We start from the raw sequence: 17,721 nt of genomic DNA on the forward strand, positions 1-17,721 counted from the left end.
AGCCAGCGTCAAGCGATCGATGTTCACCGGCAGCTTCGGGTCGACGATGAAACGCACCGTCAACTCGCGCACCTGTTCGGCATCGAACGGCTGCGGGGTGAAACAGAAACAGTCGGTCTTGTGGAAGTACTTGGTCGCTTGTAACGGCGCGATGCTGGGAATGGCTTGTGCCACTACCGGCTTGGTCCGCAAGTTGCGCGCATAGAACTTCGCTTCATACAAACGGCCGGGATGCACCTCGATGCTGGCGATCTCGGGCCGGAATTCCCAATCGCCGAACGACGGCGAATCGGACACCAGCTCGATGGTCACCAGTCGATTCTTATCCTCGGTGGCGGTGAACGAGCTGGCTTCCACCAGCTTGCTGCGATCGCCATAACCAGTCACGTCACAGAGCACGTCGTACAGCGGCACCAGCGCGAAGCCGAATGCAAAGCTGCCGGCAGCAAAGATCCATAGCTGCCGGGTCAGCGAGCGATTCGCTTGCTTGAGCGGTGCGTCTGTCATCGTTAGGACCGCATCACCGCCATGGCGATGAAACCGAAGTAGAACGTCGCGGCCAGCAGCAGGCACCACAGGACGGTGCGCTGAATGCCGCGTTTACGTTCGGGGTCGCGAATCTCTGTAGCCACGACTGGTTACTTCACTTCAGGAGCGGTTTCGAAGCTGTGATACGGCGGCGGCGAGCTCAGCGTCCATTCCAAGCCATGCGGACGACCGCTGTCCCAAACCTTGTCGGAGGCCTTGGCGCCGCCGCGGATGGTCTTGAACACGATGTACGCGAACATCAGCTGCGAGAAGCCGAAGCCGAACGCGCCGATCGAGGAAATCATGTTCCAGTCGGCGAACTGCGTGGAGTAGTCCGGGATACGACGCGGCATGCCGGCCAGACCCAGGAAGTGCTGCGGGAAGAACAACACGTTGACGAAGATGGTCGACAGCCAGAAGTGCCACTTGGCCAACTTCATGTCGTACATGTGGCCGGTCCACTTCGGCAGCCAGTAGTAAGCAGCGGCCATCAGCGAGAACACCGCACCCGGCACCAGCACGTAATGGAAGTGCGCCACCACGAAGTAGGTGTCGTGATACTGGAAGTCCGCCGGCACGATCGCGAGCATCAAGCCCGAGAAACCGCCGAGGGTGAACAGGAACAGGAACGAGATCGCGAACAGCATCGGCGGCTCGAAGCTGATCGAGCCCTTGAACATGGTCGCAGTCCAGTTGAACACCTTCACGCCGGTCGGCACCGCGATCAACATGGTCGCGAGCATGAAGAACATCTGACCGGCCAGCGGCATGCCCACCGTGAACATGTGGTGGGCCCACACGATGAACGACAGGAAGGCGATCGAGGCAGTCGCGTACACCATCGCGTCGTAACCGAACAGCGGCTTACGCGAGAACGTCGGGATGATCTCCGAGACGATGCCGAACGCCGGCAGAATCATGATGTACACCTCGGGATGACCGAAGAACCAGAAGATGTGCTGGAACATCACTGGATCGCCACCGCCGGCCGCCTCGAAGAAGGTGGTGCCGAAGTAATGGTCGGTCAACAACATGGTCACGGCGCCCGCGAGCACCGGCATCACGGCGATCAGCAGGTACGCGGTGATCAGCCAGGTCCAAACGAAGATCGGCATCTTCAACAACGACATGCCAGGCGCACGCATGTTCATGATGGTCACGATCACGTTGATGGCGCCCATGATCGAAGACGCGCCCATCAAGTGCACGGCGAAGATCAACATCGGGAACGCATCGCCGGTCTGCTGTGACAACGGCGGATACATGGTCCAACCGCCGGCCGGTGCGCCGCCCGGCACGAACAGCGTGCCGATCAGCATCGTGAAGGCGAACGGCAGGATCCAGAAGCTGAAGTTGTTCATGCGAGGCAGCGCCATGTCCGGCGCGCCGACCTGCAGCGGGATCATCCAGTTCGCCAGACCGACGAACGCCGGCATGACTGCGCCGAAGATCATGATCAGCGCGTGCATGGTGGTCATCTGATTGAAGAAAATCGGATCGACCAGCTGCATGCCGGGCTGGAACAATTCGGCGCGAATCACCAGGGCCATGGTGCCGCCGACGAAGAACATCAACAGGCTGAACAGCATGTACAGCGTGCCGATGTCTTTGTGGTTGGTCGCGAATATCCAGCGACCGATGCCCTTGGCCGGGCCGTGATCGTCGTGATGCGCGTGGTCGTCGTGAGCGTGTGCGTGTGCCATGACCTATTACTCCGCAGCAGCGACCGTCGTCGCTGCATTCTCAACCGTCTGAGCTGAAGCCGCCGCTGCCGGAGCGGCTTGATCGCCACCCTTCTGCTCGGCGAGCCAGCTGTCGTATTCCGCTTGCGGCAACACATCCACGACCACCGGCATGAAGCCATGGTCGCGACCGCACAGCTCGGCGCATTGGCCGCGATAGGTTCCCGGCTCATCGGCGCGGAACCACAGTTCGTTCACGAAGCCCGGGATGGCGTCCTTCTTCATGCCGAAGGCCGGCACCCACCAGGCGTGGATCACGTCGTTCGAAGTCAGCAGCACGCGCACCTTGGCGCCCACCGGCACCACCAGCGGCTTGTCGACTTCGAGCAGGTAGTTGGGAACGCTGTTCGGGTCGATGCCCGAACCGGTCTGGCGAGCGGCATCGCTGTCGCGCGCCAGCGTGGAGAAGAAGCTGACGTTCTCACCGAGGTACTCGTACTGCCACTTCCACTGGTAGCCGGTGACCTTGATGGTGAGGTTCGAGTCGCGCGTGTCTTCGATCTTCACCAGGGTGGCGGCGGCCGGGATGGCCATGCCGACCAGGATCGCGACCGGAATGATGGTCCAGATGATCTCGGCCTTGGTGGAATGATCGAAGTTGGCCGCCACCGCGCCCTGCGAGTGACGGAACTTCACGATCGAATAAATCATCATGCCGAACACGGCGATGGCGATCAGCACGCAGATCCAGAAGATCAGCATGTGCAGGCCGTGGATGTCGCGACTCAGCTCGGTCACGCCGACCGGCATGTTGATTTCCCATGCCGCCAGCGCCGCCCCGGTGGGCAGTAACGCCGCCCCCAACAAACCGGCGGCATATTTCACGATCTTCATTGGCCCTAATGCTCCCAAGTGCTTCGTTCTGCTCGCGTCCACGCCCCGGGCACCCCCAAAGCGAGACGCGTAGTCATGCGTGGCAGGGGCGCATAGCGCCCGCAGTACAACGCCGCGCTATCTCATAGCGCGGGCGTTTCGTTCATATTCCCCACCAGCTGCTTGAGACGAACCGCGAGGCTGCGGCGCTCGTCCTCTGTGAGAAACCTGCCCACCTCGCAGGCGCGACCGCGCGACTCCAAAATGAGTCGACTGGGAGGTACCGCCGCCAGCGGGGCGTGGAGTGTAACCCTCGACCAATGTCTAGGAAATACCGCTGACTGCACACCACGGCGGTCCCAGTGTCTGATGATCACCGAATCCTGGGTCACGGTAATGGTTTCCCGCTCCAACCCTGAGCGCATGGAGGCGCGCACCGCCCAGATCAGCAGGCCGATTTCCAAGCCGGCGAATGGCAGCACCGGCCAGAACCCCTGGGCGGTAAACATAAGAGCGACGGCGAAGGTCGGGGTCGCCACCAGGGCTATGAAGATGCGCGCGGTCTTGGGCGTGAGCGACCGGTGCGGCATCAGCTCGAGCACCCGTTCGACGGGACAGGCCCCGGGCGGGGAGTCCGAGGTCGGGCGAGGCGGCGGCAGATCGGCCCGAGCGTTCATCGTTTAAATACTATTTCCAGTATCGGCTAACTTGGTTCTAGTACCTACGAGTCGATTTCTAAAAACTTAACGTTTCGTTCGGGTCAGACTGGTCACTGGGATGCGTACTTCGCCCCCCGCCTGGCGTCGTGGACGCAGCTCCGTGGCCCAGGCGTGACCGTAGACCACTTCCACCGAGATCGATAGTGCGGCCTGTTCCGAGCCCGGCCGAACCGACTGTCGGAGCGATTCCAAGCGAGCCTTCGAGGTCAGTCCGCGGGCCCGGCCGTGGGCCAGATTGGTCGAGCCGCTCGCGGCCAGCTCGGCCAGCAACGCGTCCAGGTGGGGGTAGGTTACCGTCAATCTTTCGGTGTCCATGACCGGCTCGGCCAGCCCGGCGCGCACCAGGGCATCCCCCAGGTCGTGCATGTCGATGAAGCGGTGAACATGCTGGTAGGAGTCGATTTTGCGCCAACCTTCGCGCAACTCGCGCAAGGTGTCCGGCCCCAGGGTGGCGAAAGTCAGCAGGCCGCCCGGCTGCAAAACGCGCCGGATCTCCTGGAACACGGCGTCCGGATCGTGGCACCACTCCAGCATCAGGTTGCTGAAGACCAGCTGCGCGCTGGCGTCCTTGAAGGGCAAGCGATGCGCGTCGGCGGCGATGCGATGAAAGCGTTTGAACCAGCTCTGCCGGCGGTCGGCCTCGACCAACATCCCGGCGGCCAGGTCGACGGCGACGACGTCCGCGGTTTTGTACCGCTGCTTCAGAGCTTTGCTGGCGTGGCCGGTGCCGGCGCCGAGGTCGAGCACGACCTTGGGCTGCAGCTTGACGAGGTCGAGCCGCTCGAGCAGCCGAGTGCGGATTTCGGCTTGGACGATGGCCGCGTCGTCGTAGGTTTTCGCGGCCTTATCGAATGAACGTCTTACGTTCGCGGGGGCGAGATAGAACTCATCGGGCATAACGGAAGGATATCGCGCCTTGCGCTCGTGCCCCTCGCGGGCGCGCCCGACTAGTTCGCTAGCGCGTGTTCGTGCTCGTGGTGCTCGGGTGCACGCGAACAGCTGGCTGGCTGCTGGGCCAGCGGTTCGGGCGTGATGCCGAGCTTGGCGAACAGCTTGCGATCCTGATCCTCTTCGGGATTTTCCGTGGTCAGCAACTTGTCGCCGTAGAAAATCGAGTTCGCGCCGGCCAGGAACGCCAGCGTCTGGGTCTCTTCGCTCATCGCCGAGCGACCAGCCGACAAACGTACGTGCGCCTTGGGCATCAACAAGCGCGCGACCGCAATCACTCGCACGAAATCCAGCGGATCCGGCTTTTCCACGCCATACAGCGGCGTGCCCGGCACCTGCATCAGCTGATTGATGGGCACGCTGTCCGGATGCTGAGGCAACGTCGCGAGCGTGTGTAACAGCTCCGCGCGATCCTGCTCTTTCTCGCCCATGCCGAGAATTCCGCCGCAACACACATTGATACCGGCGTTACGCACGGCCTCGAGGGTGTCGAGACGATCCTGGTACGTGCGCGTAGTAATGACCTTCTTATAGTGAGACTCCGACGTATCGAGGTTGTGGTTGTAGTAATCCAAGCCCGCGTCTTTGAGCTGATTCGCTTGGTCCGGCGTGACCATGCCCAGTGTCACGCAGGTTTCCATGCCCATGGCACGGACGCCTTTGATCATTTCGACGATTTGCGCCAACTGCTTGGGCTTCGGGCTGCGGTAGGCCGCGCCCATACAGAAGCGAGTCGCGCCAGTGGCCTTGGCCGCGCGCGCCTTCTCCATCACGTCGCCCAGGTCCATCAGCGGCTCGGATTTGAGCCCGGTCTCGAAACGAATGCTCTGTGAACAATAAGAGCAGTCCTCCGGGCAGGCGCCGGTCTTGATCGACAGCAAGGTGCTGATTTGCACCTGATTCGGGTCGAAGTACAGCCGGTGGACCCGCTGCGCGTGGTAGATCAGGTCCGAAAACGGCAGCGCGAACAGCTCGCGCACTTCCTCGATCGACCAGTCGGTGCGCACCACCCCCAGGCGATCGACCAGCGTAGCGTTGCGGACGGCGTCGGGACGGCTGATTTCCACGGCAAACCTCACTTTATTCAAACACCGCTCGCTGGCCGGGCCTTGCAAGCTTTCCGGCATGGCGGCCGGACTGGCTTGGGCCGGTCCGGGCGGTGGTGGGGAGTATTCGTGGCGGTTAGGAACGCTGTCAACCGATGTTGCGTACAGCAGTCGACATTCTCCGGGCCTTGGCCCGAGCCGCTGCCCGGCGGCTGTGGCCGGCCAAATGCGTACTCTGCGGCCAGTCGGCCGTCCAGCTTCATGAAGCGCGCGGACGCTCAGGGCCGGCTCGGGCCTGCGCCGAAACTCTTGATCTCTGTGCCGGCTGCGTCGGCGACCTGCCGCTCAACGATCGGGTCTGCGAACACTGCGCCGAGCCATTGCCTATCGATTGCGTCCAGCCGGCACTGTGCTCTGGGTGTTTGACACAACCCCCGGTGTTCGACGCCTGCGTCGCTCCGTTTCGTTACGCCTTCCCCGTGGATCGAATGATTCATGGTTTGAAGTATCGCGGCGAACTCACTTACGGCCGCGTGCTTGGCGAACTCTTGGCGCGGCATCTTGTTAGCCGAGGCACGCGACCAGACGTCGTCATTCCCGTGCCACTCGGCACAGCTCGCTATCGAGAGCGTGGATTCAATCAAGCGCGCGAACTCGCGCTGCCCGTTTGCAAAGCGCTCGGGCTATCACTTCGTAGCGATTTAGTAGTGCGTCTTCGTGAGACCAAGGAACAAGCGACGTTAGATCGGAGCGAGCGTCTGAAAAATATGACTAACGCTTTTGCTCTGGCGGCGCCGTTGAACGCACGTCACGTCGCAATCATCGACGATGTGGTCACCACCGGCAGCACCACCAACGAACTTGCCAAAGTCCTGCGCGCCGCCGGCGCCGAATGGATAGAAGTCTGGTGCATCGCTCGCGCCGACCGTAATAAATGACGCTCTTGTGGTCTCGCGCGTATCCGGCGCCCCGCCGCCGCAGGCGGCAAAAAAATCCTCAACGGAACGTGTATTCCAACACGATGCCGATAAACACCGACATCCCAAAGTAATTGTTATTCACGAACGCCTTGAAACAATCTTCCGGCTTGCGCTGGCGAATCAACAACTGCTGATACAAAGCAAACATCGCCGCCACCGCAATCCCCAACCCATACCACAGCCCCAGCTCCATCTCTTTGCCGATCAACCAAAGCCCGAGCAAGGTCATCAACTGCATGATGCCGATGATGAAGCGATCGGCATCGCCGAACAGAATCGCACTCGACCGGATGCCCAGCTTCTTGTCGTCCTCTCGATCCACCATCGCGTACATCGTGTCGTACGCCACCGTCCACAACAGGCCCGACATAAACATCACCCATGCCATTCTCGGCAGTGCGCCCGTCTGCGCGGCGTAAGCCATTGGCACCGACCAGGTGAACGCGATGCCGAGATACATCTGCGGCAGCGGGAAGAAACGTTTGAAGAACGGATAAGTAACGACCAGCACGCCGCCGATCAGCGTCAGCAGCTGAGCCAACTGATTCAATGTCATCGCCAGGCCGAGCGCGATCAATCCCAGGCCGGCGCAGATCGCTACGGCTTCTGCCGGCTCCACTGCGCCGGTAACGAGTGGGCGATCTTTCGTTCGCTGCACGTGGCCATCGAAATTTCTATCCGCGAAGTCGTTGATCGCGCAGCCGGCGGAGCGGGTCAGTATGGTGCCGAGGACGAAGACGATGAATACGTGCGGATCGGGTCGGCCTCCGGAGGAGAGCCACAGTGCCCACAGCACTGGCCATAACAGTAGCCAGATGCCGATGGGTTTGTTGAGCCGCGTCAACGCCGCGTAGGCCCGCAGCTTCGTCGCTGCTCCCGGGAGAATTTCGGCGACTAGGGCCGTTGTCGCGATTCTGCGGCCCACTCCGTAGAGCCGATCCTTCACGGGAGAGCTCGGCGTTTTTACTTGAAGCAGATCGATGTCAGCCGGCGTGGCCGGCTTCGCGGCGGACATCGTTACGGTTCTCACGTGTTCAACGTGAGTCGTTGCCTTTGCCGCTTCAGCTGGCGCAGGAGTACTCGCCTTCGCCGGCTGAAGAGCGTTCGGCTGCGGCGTCGCTGCCGGCGGCGCTTTCACCGCGCTGCCGTGTTGAGGAGTGCTGGCTCGGGCGGTCGGCGCGACCGGCTTTTCTCTCGCCGCTTTTGAGGATGGCGTTACTTTCGTCGCACCCGCCGGCGTCTTCTCAGCCCGCGCAGGAGGAACGGAAGGAGTTGTGCTCGTCGTCGCTTTGGTCACTTCAGCGCGCTGAGGCGGGCTTTCGCTTGCAGCCGCCGCTGCGGTCTTCACGGCCTCGGCGGGTGCTGACGAACTTACATTCGGAGTGCTCGTCGCCGGTTTGGCTGACTGCTTAGCGCTGGCATGTGGCGCTGACGTCGCTGCCGGCTTCGCCGCGTCGGCGGAAGTCACATGGGCTGGCGTCGCTGCTGCTTTCACTGCTTCGGCGGAAGTCGCATGAGCTGGCGTCGCTTGAACCTTTACAACTTCGGCGTGCAGAGCGGCTTGGCTTTGCGCAGGCGTCGATCCTTTCGGCACGTCGGTCTGCGCGGGCGCAGAAGTGTGCGGCACATTCGGCGTAGCCGCTGGCGCCGGCGGTGGAGCGGGCGATTTCGCTGGCTCGTTGTGCGGCGGCAGGATCGAAATTGGCGCGGACGTCTTCAAGTCTTGGAGCCAAGCAGGCAATGGCTGTGGCGGCTTTGCCGGCTCAGCAGGCGACTGCAGGCTCGAGCTCGGCGAAGGCTTAGCGACATCGACCGGCGCGACAGGCGGCGCTGTCGGTGCTGCCGATGCGGGCGGCAGGGCGGTTATGGGTTGAGTCTTCTCATGAGCAGGAACGGCGGGCGACATCGCCGCCATGGGCTGCGTTTTCTCATGAGTCGGCGTCGGCGCCTCCGACGCAGCCGGTGCAGGCGATGCGCTCTGTTCAGCTGCGGCTGCGGGCTTCAGCAATTCCATCTGGGCCGGCGGCGATTTAGCCGCCGTCTTGGCAGAAGGCTGAACGACGCCAGCCGGCGCAGCTGGCGTGGCCGCCGGCTCCGTCTTCTCCGGGTTGTGCGCGTTTTGAGAGTCTGTCACGGCCCTATCCGTTTACACCTTGCCGAACCGCTCGCCCTGGCCAATCCATCGCCGCAGCAGCGGCGCAATGTTGGCCTCATTTTCCCTGAGCATCAATTCCGCGACTTCCTGAACTTTCGGCAGCAGGTCCGCATCGCGCACCAGCTCGGCGACGCGCATTTGCATCAGCCCGGTCTGCTTGGTGCCCAACAGCTCACCGGGCCCGCGCAATTCCAGATCCCGGCGGGAGATCTCGAAGCCGTCGTTGGTCGCGCGCATGACGGACAAACGCTCACGCGCCACCTCGGTCAACGGCGTTCGATACAACAACACACAAGTACTCTCAGCAGCGCCTCGTCCGACGCGGCCGCGCAGCTGGTGGAGCTGCGCCAAGCCCATGCGCTCGGCATTCTCGATCACCATCAAACTGGCGTTCGGCACGTCCACGCCGACTTCGATCACCGTGGTCGCGACCAGCAAATCGATGGCGCCTTCCTTGAAGCGCGACATGATGAGGTCCTTCTCCTTGGGCGGCATGCGGCCGTGAATCAGCCCGACCTTCAATTCTTGTAATGCCTCGGCCAACACCGTGGCCGTCTCTTCAGCCGCCTGAGCTTCGAGTTGATCGGACTCTTCGATCAGCGGGCACACCCAATAAGCCTGCCGCTTCTGCCGACAGGCGTCGCGGATTCGTAGCACGATTTCATCGCGTCGATTCTCAGGCAGCGCCACGGTCTTCACCGGAGTGCGGCCGGGCGGCAACTCATCGATGACGGAAACGTCGAGATCGGCATAGGCCGTCATCGCCAAGGTTCGCGGAATCGGTGTCGCCGTCATGATCAGCTGATGCGGATAGCGACCCGACGCCAAGCCCTTCTCCCGAAGTAATAAACGTTGATGCACCCCGAACCGATGTTGTTCGTCGACGATCACCAAGCCGAGTCGGCGGAACTCGACTTCCTGTTGGAACAACGCATGAGTGCCGATGACGATCTTCGCTTCGCCTGACCCGAGATCCGCCAACGAACGCGCACGCGCCGCGGCGGTTCGCTTGCCGGTGACCAACGCTGGATATAGATCGAGCGGCGCCAACCAGTTCGTGAAGTTGCGAGCATGTTGCTCGGCGAGCAATTCCGTTGGCGCCATCACCGCCACTTGAAAGCCCGCTTCAACCGCTCGCAGTGCTGCCAGTGCGGCCACCAGCGTTTTACCGCAACCCACGTCGCCTTGAACCAGCCGAAGCATGGGACTGGGCTGCGACAGATCGCGCTCGATATCGCGCCACGCACGCGTTTGCGCGCCTGTGGGTTTGAACGGCAGCGTCTGCAGGAAACGATCGATCAATGCTTCGCCCGGGCTGAACTGCCAGCCCGGATCGCGCTGAACTTCCAATCTGAGTAACCGCAAACTCAGTTGATGTGCGAGCAGTTCTTCGAATGCGAGTCGTCGCTGCATCGGATGTTGACCGGCGGCGAGCAATTCCAAATCTGCGTCCGGCGGCGGACGATGCACGTAATGAAGTGCGTCTCTTAGCGGTGGGAATTCCAGTTGAGCCAGGACTGCTGGTGGCACCCAATCTTGAATACTGCGATTCGCGAACTCGCGCAGCGCCATGGCGGTGAGCTGTCGCAGCCGGCCTTGCTGTACTCCCTCCGTTAACGGATAGACGGGAGTGAGTACGTCTTCGTTCGTGGTGGGAGCGTCACTCGCGACGCGCCGATATTCAGGATGAACGATTTCATATCCGCTCGGCCCGCGACGCACTTCGCCGTAACAACGGAGCCGAGTGCCGCGAGTCATTTGCTCGTGCTGTGAGTTGCTGAAATGAAAGAATCTGAGCGTGAGCCAACCGGAGCCGTCACCGATGCGACACAGTAGTTGTCTGCGGCCCCGGAAGGCGATCTCCGCCAGCTGCACCTCGCCTTCGACGACCGCCCGGTCACCGTGGCTCAGTGAACCGATGGGGATGACCTGTGTGCGGTCTTCGTACCTGAGTGGCAGGAGGAACAGCAGATCCTGGATCGTCGTGATCCCCAACTTCGCCAGCTTGCTCGCCAACGCGTCGCCCACACCCCGTAACGCCGTCACCGGCCGGATCTCCGGCGAGATTGCCGCCGCCGGCACCTCAGCGGCTCGAGGGCGTTTGCTGTTAGGAGGGGAAGAGCTCATCCCGTGCAAGTGTACGGCAGGTCGCCGCTTTAACGTCCAGCAAGAGGATGCGTCGGTAGCTGGCGGCGGCTGTCGGGGGGAAGTGTCCTCCCGGCACCGGCACGGTCGCAGCGCATTGCGCCGCTCCGCGCACGTCCCTGTTGAGCCTGTAGGAAAACACGTCCCTGTATTTCCAACTGCCGGGAGGACACTCCCCCCCGACAGCCACCGCCGAAACGTCGGTGGCAGCATGTCGCGCCAGCTGAAGCCTTTATACCGGTGCCGAGAGGGCACTTTCCCCCTCGACAGCCGCCGCGAGCCACGAACGCAGCTCTTAATCAGAGCTCTTAATCGGAGTTCTTAATCGAGCTCGACGATGCAATCGATCTCAACGTTAGCGCCCTTCGGCAAAGCCGACACCTGCACAGTCACGCGAGACGGATACGGCTCAGAGAAATACTCCGCCATGATCTTGTTCAACGTCGGGAAGATCCCGAAGTCGAGAATGAACACCGTGGCGCGCGTCACTTGAGAGAAGTTACCGCCAGCCGCAGTAACAATCGCCTTGAGATTGTCGAACACGCGACGAATCTCAACGTCGATGGAGCTCTGCTGCATCTCGCCGGTGACCGGATCGAGGGCGATCTGGCCGGAGCAATAGACAGTCTTGCCGACCTTCACAGCCTGGGAATAAGTGCCGATTGCCTTGGGAGCATTCGGAGTCGCAATGATTTCGCGCGCCATGGATGAACCAACCGTTGATGTCGAGGAGCGCGGATTTTGCGCGTGTTTTGGCGCAATGACCACCCCGTGCTGTTCAAGCAAGGGATTAAGCGATAACGCGCGTGACTCGCAACACTTCCGGCATCTTGCGCACATTCTTGATCACATGCGCCAGGTGCTTACGATCCCGCACCTGCAGATCGAAGATGAGCGTCGAAGCGTCGCCGTCGCGTTCGTCGACCGCGACATGTTCGATGTTGGTCTCCGTGGCGGCGATGTTCGAAGCGATCGCCGCGAGCACGCCCATGCGATTGGCCACATCGATCTTCACTTCGACGTTGAACAAGCGATCGACCGCCGTCTGCCACGTGACCGTGAGCCACTTGTCTGGCTGCTTGCGATAGTTGCGCAGATTGCCGCAAGCCTCGCGATGGATGACGACTCCGCGGCCACTGGAGAGGTAGGCCATGATCGGGTCGTTGGGAATCGGGAAGCAGCAGCGCGCGTAGCTGACCACCATGCCTTCGGTACCGGCAATCGACAGCGGCTCCGCTTGCGTGGTCGGTGCCGGCGGCTGACTGCCATCGGTCGGCAGAAGTCTGCGCGCGACCAGCGCCGCGAGGCGTTCGCCGAGACCGATCTTCTCGAACAGTTCGTCGGGCGTCTTGAGGTTGAGTTCCACGGCGACCGCTTGCAGCCGCTCCTCGGGAATCTTCTTCAGCACCAGCGACAGGTCTTGCAGCGCCTGGCTCAGCATGCGCTTGCCCAGCTCGATGGCCTCGCTGTGCTTCAAGCCCTTCAAGTAGTGACGAATCGCGGCGCGCGCCTTCGCGGTGACGACGAAGTTCACCCACGCCGGATTCGGCGTCGCGCCTTTGGCCGTGATGATTTCCACCGTCTGGCCGTTACGCAGCGGTGTTCGCAGCGGCACGAGGCGTCGATCCACTTTCGCGGCCACGCAGTGGTTGCCGATATCGGTGTGCACGGAATAAGCGAAGTCCACCGCGGTCGCATTACGCGGCAAGCGACGAATCTCACCGCGCGGCGTAAACACGTACACCTTGTCCGGGAACAGGTCGAGCTTGACGCTCTCCATGAATTCTTCGGCGGAGTTGCCGCTGTGGGGCATCTCCATCAAGTGCTGTAGCCATTCGCTGGCGCGGTCGCGATACGCGCGGCCCGCGTCGTTGGATTCTTCGCCGGTCTTGTATTGCCAATGCGCGGCAATGCCCGACTCGGCAATGCGATGCATGTCTTCGGTGCGGATCTGCACTTCGATGGGCATGCCGTTCGGACCGAATAGCGTCGTGTGCAACGACTGATAGCCGTTGATACGCGGGATGGCGATGTAGTCCTTGAAGCGTCCCGGCATCGGTCGATACAAGCCGTGCACGATGCCGAGCACGCGATACGCCGTATCGATGGAGTCGACGATGATGCGGAAGCCGAACATATCGACGATGGACGACAGCGGAATGCGCTTGCGGCGCATCTTTTGATACACGCTGTAGAGATGTTTCTCGCGGCCTTCGACGCGGCCTTTCACCTGCGCCTTCTCGATCGAGTTGCGCATGTTGTCGGCGATCTTGCCGACGAACTGCTTCTGGTTGCCGCGCGCTTTCTTTAGCGCCTTCTCGATGATGCGATGACGGCCGGGGTAGAGCGCCTTGAAGCCGAGCTCTTCCAGTTCCGACTTCACTGAGTGAATGCCGAGGCGATTCGCGATAGGCGCGTAGATCTCGAGTGTCTCGCGTGCGACGGTGCGACGTTTCGCCGGTGGCACCGAGCCGAGCGTGCGCATGTTGTGCGTGCGGTCCGCGAGCTTGACCATGATCACGCGAATGTCGCGAACCATGGCGAGCAGCATCTTGCGGAAGCTTTCGGCCTGCGCCTCGGCGCGCGAGCGGAACTGAATGTGGTCTAGCTTCGAAACGCCGTCGACCAATTCCGCGACATCGGCGCCGAAGCGCTCGGCGATGTCGTCTTTGGCGGTCGGAGTGTCCTCGATCACGTCATGCAGGATGGCCGCGACGATGGTCGGCGCGTCCAGGTGCAGGTCGGCAAGGATGTGAGCAACTGCGACCGGATGCGCGATGTAAGGCTCACCGCTCAGGCGCTTTTGGCCCTCGTGGGCCTCGGCGCCGAATTCATAAGCATCGCGGATCCGGTCGACTTGCGCCGGCGGCAGGTAGGTCTCCAGCTTATTGAGCAGCTGGTTGACCCCTATCGAGCGTCTTCCGGTAGGTAACAGATTGAGGATGGAAGACGCGTAGTCCATAAGCTAAAGCTGGGGACTTTCAGGCGAGACGTCAATCTCCGAGGCCGAGATGAGGTGCGCGCAGCTCGCCCGACATGCCGGCCATGTCCGGTTCGGGCATCAGTTCAGGCTGGGGACGCTCGGCTTCCTCCAGGATCTCGGGGCCGATGTGGCCAGCGGCGATCTCGCGCAGGGCGACCACGGTCGGTTTGTCGTTTTCCCACTCCACCGTCGCTTCGGCGCCATTGGCGAGCTTGCGGGCGCGTTTGGCGGCCACCAGCACCAGCTGGAACAGGTTCGGGATGTTATTGAGGGAGTCTTCGACGGTAATACGGGCCATGGAAAACCTCGGACAAAAAGCAAAATCGGGGGGAATGGCTGGGCAGTATACCCGAGGCAGTGCCCGGCGCAGTCACTTCGGGTACCATACCGCGCCCCGCCGGCCGGGGTACCTAAGATTTTCTGGCAACAGTACGCCGGTAAGAAGCGGAGAGAGTGGGTTATGACGTTTCGATTGGGCCCCGTTGCGGTCATGGGTCTGGGCTTGCTGTCTGCCATGTTCACGACCGGTGCAAGCGCCGGCGATGCTGCCAAAGGCAAGGTCCTGGCTTACACCTGCCACGGTTGCCACGGCGTTCCTGACTATAAGAATGCTTACCCCAACTTCCGTGTGCCCAAGCTCGGCGGCCAGAACGAGGCGTACATCGTCAGCGCGCTGAACGCATACGCCAAGGGCGAGCGTCCGCATCCCACCATGCACGCGCAGGCCGTCACGCTGACCGATCAGGAGCGCGCCGACATTGCCGCGTTCTTGAGCGCCGAAGGCGGCATCCCAGGCAAGGAAGTCGTCGGCACGCCGCCGCCGGCCACCCAGACCTGCGTCGCCTGCCACGGCGCGGACGGTGCCAAGACCATCGCTCCTGATTATCCGAAGCTCGCTGGCCAGCCGGCGGACTACCTCGTGCACGCGCTCAAGGACTACAAGAGCGGCAAGCGCAAGAACGCCATCATGGCCGGCATCATCAGCGGCGTGGACGAAAAGGATTTCGAAGCCATCGCGGAATTTTTCTCGAAGCAACAGGCGCTGTGCACGACCGATCAGGTCATGAAGCACGGCAAGTGCGCGACCGAGTAAGAGCGTCGCGCAGCTGAATTCTGTTTAAAAGGCGCGGAGGCGGTCGATCATGCAGAGCTTTCGCGCGTTTCGTATTCATCAGGAAGGCGGCAAGATCGTTTCGCGCCTGGAGACGATCGGCCTGAACGACCTCGCCGAGGGTGAGGTCGTGGTCAAAGTCCGCTACTCCACCATCAACTACAAAGATGCGCTCGCGGCCACCGGCGCCAGCAAGATCCTGCGGCGTTATCCGTTGGTCGGCGGCATCGATCTGTCCGGCGAAGTGGTGTCCTCGAGCGATCCGGCGTTTCAGCCGGGCCAGAAAGTATTGGTGACGGGTAGCGAGCTATCCGAGACGCGCGATGGCGGCTATGCCGAGTACGCGCGTTTGAAAAGCGATTCGGTCGTGCCGATTCCTACGGGTCTGGATGAATTCCAAGCCATGGCCATCGGTACCGCCGGCTATACCGCGGCACTGGCCATTCATCGCATGGAACAGAACGGTCAGCAGCCCGACAACGGCGAAGTCGTGGTCACCGGCGCGACCGGCGGCGTCGGCAGTATCGCCATCGACATGCTGGCCGCGCGCGGCTACAGCGTGGTCGCGGTGACCGGCAAACAATCTTCCGTCGAATACTTGCAGCGGCTCGGTGCCGCGCGTGTATTGCTTAGGGATCAGATCAACACCGGCTCGCGTCCGATGGAAGAGGCGCAGTTCGCCGGCGCCATCGACAACGTCGGCGGTGAATTGCTCACCTGGCTGACGCGCACGGTTAAGTTCTGGGGCAACATCGCCAGCATCGGCTTGGCGGCCAGCCCGGAGCTCAAGACCACGGTGCTGCCTTTCATTCTGCGCGGCGTGAACCTGCTCGGAATCAATTCTGTGTACACACCGCGGCCGTTGCGCTTGCAGGTGTGGCAACGACTGGCCGGCGACTTGAAGCCGCGGCACTTGGACAGCATCGTGACGCGCACGATCTCGTTCGATCAATTACCTGGCGCATTCGACGACTATCTCAAGGCGGGCGTGACCGGCCGCACTGTCGTTCGCATCGCGGCCTGAGTACAGCGCATGGCGGATGCAACGCTCATAGCCGGTGCGGCTCAATTAGGTATCGAGCTGAGCGAGCAGCAAGCCGCGCAGCTGCTCCGAGTGCTCGACGAACTCGACGAGTGGAATCAGCGGATGAATCTCACCGCGATCCGCGAGCGTGGCGCGCAGATCACCAAGCATTTGCTGGATAGCTTGTCGATTCAGTCGTTCCTGCAGGGCGAACGCGTGCTCGATGTCGGCACCGGCGCCGGCTTTCCCGGCTTGCCGTTGGCCATCGTCAATCCGGCCCGGCAATTTACCTTGCTGGACTCGACCGCCAAGAAACTCAAGTTCATAGACCACGTCGTTCAGTCGCTGCAGTTGCCTAACGTGCAAACCGTGCATACTCGCGCGGAAAATTTCCGCCCGGCGCAGCGATTCGATATCGTGGTGTCCCGCGCGGTCGGCCCGGCAGAGCAATTCGTCAAATGGGCCGGGCATTTATGTGTAGGCGGCGGGCGACTGTTGGCGATGAAAGGTCGCGATCCGGCGGCCGAGCTCAGCAACTTGCCCAATGGCTGGAAACTGGCGGCGGTCCATCGACTTAACGTGCCTGCTCTGGACGAAGAGCGGCATCTTGTGGAAATCTGCCGCAGCCACGACCGGCTCTAGAGTTCCAGATTCAGCGTTGTGCCGATTGTGTGACTCACTAACGGACTGGTCCCATTCATCATCCCATGCATCGCATACTCGCCATCACGAACCAGAAAGGCGGCGTCGGCAAGACCACGACGAGCGTCAATCTGGCCGCTTCGCTGGCGGCGACCAAGCGGCGTGTGCTGTTGATCGACATCGATCCGCAGGGCAACGCCACCATGGGTTGCGGCATCGACAAGCGCACCGTGGAGCGGTCAACGACTGACGTGTTACTGGGCGATAGCGACGCAGCCTCGGCGCTGCGCGCGGTCGAGTACGCGGATTTCAAGGTGATGCCTGCGAACCAAGACCTGGTGGCCGCGGACGTCGAGATGATGGGCAAGCCAGGTTGCGAGTCGCGCTTGCGAGACGCGTTACAGCCGGTGCTGCCGCAGTTCGACGTGGTGTTGATCGATTGTCCGCCGGCGCTCAACATGCTGACGGTGAATGCATTGGTCGCCGCTGAAGGCGTGCTGATTCCGATGCAGTGTGAGTACTACGCTTTGGAAGGCTTGACGGCGCTGGTCGCCACCATCGAGCAGATCAAGGCCGGTCCGAATCCGAAGTTGGAGATCGGGGGCATCCTGCGCACCATGTTCGATCCAAGAAACAACTTGGCCAACGAAGTGTCGGCGCAATTGATCGAGCATTTCGGCGACAAGGTGTTCCGTTCCATCATCCCGCGCAACGTGCGGCTTGCGGAAGCTCCCAGCTTCGGTAAGCCAGCGTTGCATTACGATAAAGAATCGCGCGGTGCGTTGGCATACTTGGCACTGGCGGGTGAGATGATTCGCCGAGAGGAACAAACATTAAACGTGGCGCCGCCGGCCGCCGATGCGGTCGCGTCTTAGTATGACAACC

The 17,721-nt window shown here is 61.8% G+C and carries 17 protein-coding genes; 5 read left to right on the plus strand and 12 right to left on the minus strand.

The features are described 5' to 3' along the window. From JNL55_RS20680 to bioB, 7 genes are all read right to left on the minus strand, one after another. Positions 1-507, minus strand: a 507-nt coding sequence (locus JNL55_RS20680) for a cytochrome c oxidase assembly protein (RefSeq protein WP_293858172.1), incomplete at its 3' end; no start/stop codon positions are given. Between the two features lie 2 nt (positions 508-509). Further along, on the minus strand, positions 510-632 hold the full coding sequence (locus JNL55_RS20685; protein ID WP_293858175.1) for a hypothetical protein: 123 nt from the start codon (positions 630-632) through the stop codon (positions 510-512). Positions 633-638: 6 nt separating this feature from the next. Further along, positions 639-2,231 (minus strand): cytochrome c oxidase subunit I, encoded by a 1,593-nt coding sequence (ctaD, locus tag JNL55_RS20690; RefSeq protein ID WP_293858178.1) that lies wholly within the window; start codon positions 2,229-2,231, stop codon positions 639-641. Between the two features lie 6 nt (positions 2,232-2,237). Then, a complete protein-coding gene (gene coxB / locus JNL55_RS20695; protein ID WP_293858181.1) occupies positions 2,238-3,104 on the minus strand; it encodes a cytochrome c oxidase subunit II in 867 nt (288 codons plus the stop codon). A gap of 122 nt (positions 3,105-3,226) precedes the next feature. Next, positions 3,227-3,760: a DUF2244 domain-containing protein gene (locus JNL55_RS20700; protein ID WP_293858184.1), complete on the minus strand. Its 534-nt coding sequence runs from the start codon at positions 3,758-3,760 to the stop codon at positions 3,227-3,229. A 66-nt stretch (positions 3,761-3,826) separates the two neighbouring features. Further along, on the minus strand, positions 3,827-4,699 hold the full coding sequence (gene bioC, locus JNL55_RS20705) for a malonyl-ACP O-methyltransferase BioC (RefSeq protein ID WP_293858187.1): 873 nt from the start codon (positions 4,697-4,699) through the stop codon (positions 3,827-3,829). 50 nt (positions 4,700-4,749) lie between these two features. Beyond that, entirely contained in the window at positions 4,750-5,811 is a 1,062-nt protein-coding gene (bioB, locus tag JNL55_RS20710) for a biotin synthase BioB (protein ID WP_415923127.1), read from the minus strand. A 422-nt stretch (positions 5,812-6,233) separates the two neighbouring features. On the opposite strand from bioB, the gene JNL55_RS20715 reads away from it, so the two are divergent. Then, positions 6,234-6,734 (plus strand): ComF family protein, encoded by a 501-nt coding sequence (locus JNL55_RS20715; protein WP_293858190.1) that lies wholly within the window; start codon positions 6,234-6,236, stop codon positions 6,732-6,734. Between the two features lie 58 nt (positions 6,735-6,792). Here the strand turns inward: JNL55_RS20715 and ubiA are convergent, their stop codons facing one another. From ubiA to rpoZ, 5 genes are all read right to left on the minus strand, one after another. Continuing rightward, positions 6,793-7,791, minus strand: a complete 999-nt coding sequence (gene ubiA / locus JNL55_RS20720) for a 4-hydroxybenzoate octaprenyltransferase (protein WP_293858193.1) — start codon at positions 7,789-7,791, stop codon at positions 6,793-6,795. A 1,131-nt stretch (positions 7,792-8,922) separates the two neighbouring features. Beyond that, complete coding sequence (gene recG / locus JNL55_RS20725; RefSeq protein ID WP_293858196.1) at positions 8,923-11,058, minus strand: ATP-dependent DNA helicase RecG; 2,136 nt, start codon at positions 11,056-11,058, stop codon at positions 8,923-8,925. Positions 11,059-11,397: 339 nt separating this feature from the next. Beyond that, on the minus strand, positions 11,398-11,781 hold the full coding sequence (locus JNL55_RS20730) for a Rid family detoxifying hydrolase (protein ID WP_293858199.1): 384 nt from the start codon (positions 11,779-11,781) through the stop codon (positions 11,398-11,400). 85 nt (positions 11,782-11,866) lie between these two features. Further along, positions 11,867-14,038, minus strand: a complete 2,172-nt coding sequence (spoT, locus tag JNL55_RS20735; RefSeq protein WP_293858202.1) for a bifunctional GTP diphosphokinase/guanosine-3',5'-bis pyrophosphate 3'-pyrophosphohydrolase — start codon at positions 14,036-14,038, stop codon at positions 11,867-11,869. A 31-nt stretch (positions 14,039-14,069) separates the two neighbouring features. After that, entirely contained in the window at positions 14,070-14,357 is a 288-nt protein-coding gene (rpoZ, locus tag JNL55_RS20740; RefSeq protein WP_293858205.1) for a DNA-directed RNA polymerase subunit omega, read from the minus strand. Between the two features lie 162 nt (positions 14,358-14,519). On the opposite strand from rpoZ, the gene JNL55_RS20745 reads away from it, so the two are divergent. From JNL55_RS20745 to JNL55_RS20760, 4 genes are all read left to right on the plus strand, one after another. After that, on the plus strand, positions 14,520-15,152 hold the full coding sequence (locus JNL55_RS20745; protein ID WP_293858208.1) for a c-type cytochrome: 633 nt from the start codon (positions 14,520-14,522) through the stop codon (positions 15,150-15,152). Positions 15,153-15,201: 49 nt separating this feature from the next. Beyond that, positions 15,202-16,194 carry an oxidoreductase gene (locus JNL55_RS20750; RefSeq protein ID WP_293858211.1) on the plus strand — a complete coding sequence of 331 codons (993 nt, stop codon included), beginning with the start codon at positions 15,202-15,204 and terminating at the stop codon, positions 16,192-16,194. 9 nt (positions 16,195-16,203) lie between these two features. Continuing rightward, positions 16,204-16,836, plus strand: a complete 633-nt coding sequence (rsmG, locus tag JNL55_RS20755) for a 16S rRNA (guanine(527)-N(7))-methyltransferase RsmG (RefSeq protein WP_293858214.1) — start codon at positions 16,204-16,206, stop codon at positions 16,834-16,836. Positions 16,837-16,901: 65 nt separating this feature from the next. Continuing rightward, positions 16,902-17,711 carry a ParA family protein gene (locus JNL55_RS20760; protein WP_293858217.1) on the plus strand — a complete coding sequence of 270 codons (810 nt, stop codon included), beginning with the start codon at positions 16,902-16,904 and terminating at the stop codon, positions 17,709-17,711. Positions 17,712-17,721 lie beyond the last annotated feature (10 nt).

It is taken from the genome of Steroidobacter sp., assembly GCF_016790065.1.
In the GTDB taxonomy this organism is placed as follows: Bacteria; Pseudomonadota; Gammaproteobacteria; order Steroidobacterales; family Steroidobacteraceae; genus Steroidobacter.

Excerpts from the sequence above, each read along its gene's own strand:
- rpoZ (WP_293858205.1), bottom strand. The coding sequence starts at position 14,357 with ATGGCCCGTATTACCGTCGAAGACTCCCTCAATAACATCCCGAACCTG.
- spoT (WP_293858202.1), bottom strand. The coding sequence starts at position 14,038 with ATGGACTACGCGTCTTCCATCCTCAATCTGTTACCTACCGGAAGACGC.
- JNL55_RS20750 (WP_293858211.1), top strand. The coding sequence starts at position 15,202 with ATGCAGAGCTTTCGCGCGTTTCGTATTCATCAGGAAGGCGGCAAGATC.
- ctaD (WP_293858178.1), bottom strand. The coding sequence starts at position 2,231 with ATGGCACACGCACACGCTCACGACGACCACGCGCATCACGACGATCAC.
- JNL55_RS20745 (WP_293858208.1), top strand. The coding sequence starts at position 14,520 with ATGACGTTTCGATTGGGCCCCGTTGCGGTCATGGGTCTGGGCTTGCTG.
- coxB (WP_293858181.1), bottom strand. The coding sequence starts at position 3,104 with ATGAAGATCGTGAAATATGCCGCCGGTTTGTTGGGGGCGGCGTTACTG.
- bioC (WP_293858187.1), bottom strand. The coding sequence starts at position 4,699 with ATGCCCGATGAGTTCTATCTCGCCCCCGCGAACGTAAGACGTTCATTC.
- JNL55_RS20700 (WP_293858184.1), bottom strand. The coding sequence starts at position 3,760 with ATGAACGCTCGGGCCGATCTGCCGCCGCCTCGCCCGACCTCGGACTCC.
- JNL55_RS20760 (WP_293858217.1), top strand. The coding sequence starts at position 16,902 with ATGCATCGCATACTCGCCATCACGAACCAGAAAGGCGGCGTCGGCAAG.
- recG (WP_293858196.1), bottom strand. The coding sequence starts at position 11,058 with ATGAGCTCTTCCCCTCCTAACAGCAAACGCCCTCGAGCCGCTGAGGTG.
- JNL55_RS20730 (WP_293858199.1), bottom strand. The coding sequence starts at position 11,781 with ATGGCGCGCGAAATCATTGCGACTCCGAATGCTCCCAAGGCAATCGGC.
- rsmG (WP_293858214.1), top strand. The coding sequence starts at position 16,204 with ATGGCGGATGCAACGCTCATAGCCGGTGCGGCTCAATTAGGTATCGAG.
- ubiA (WP_293858193.1), bottom strand. The coding sequence starts at position 7,791 with ATGTCCGCCGCGAAGCCGGCCACGCCGGCTGACATCGATCTGCTTCAA.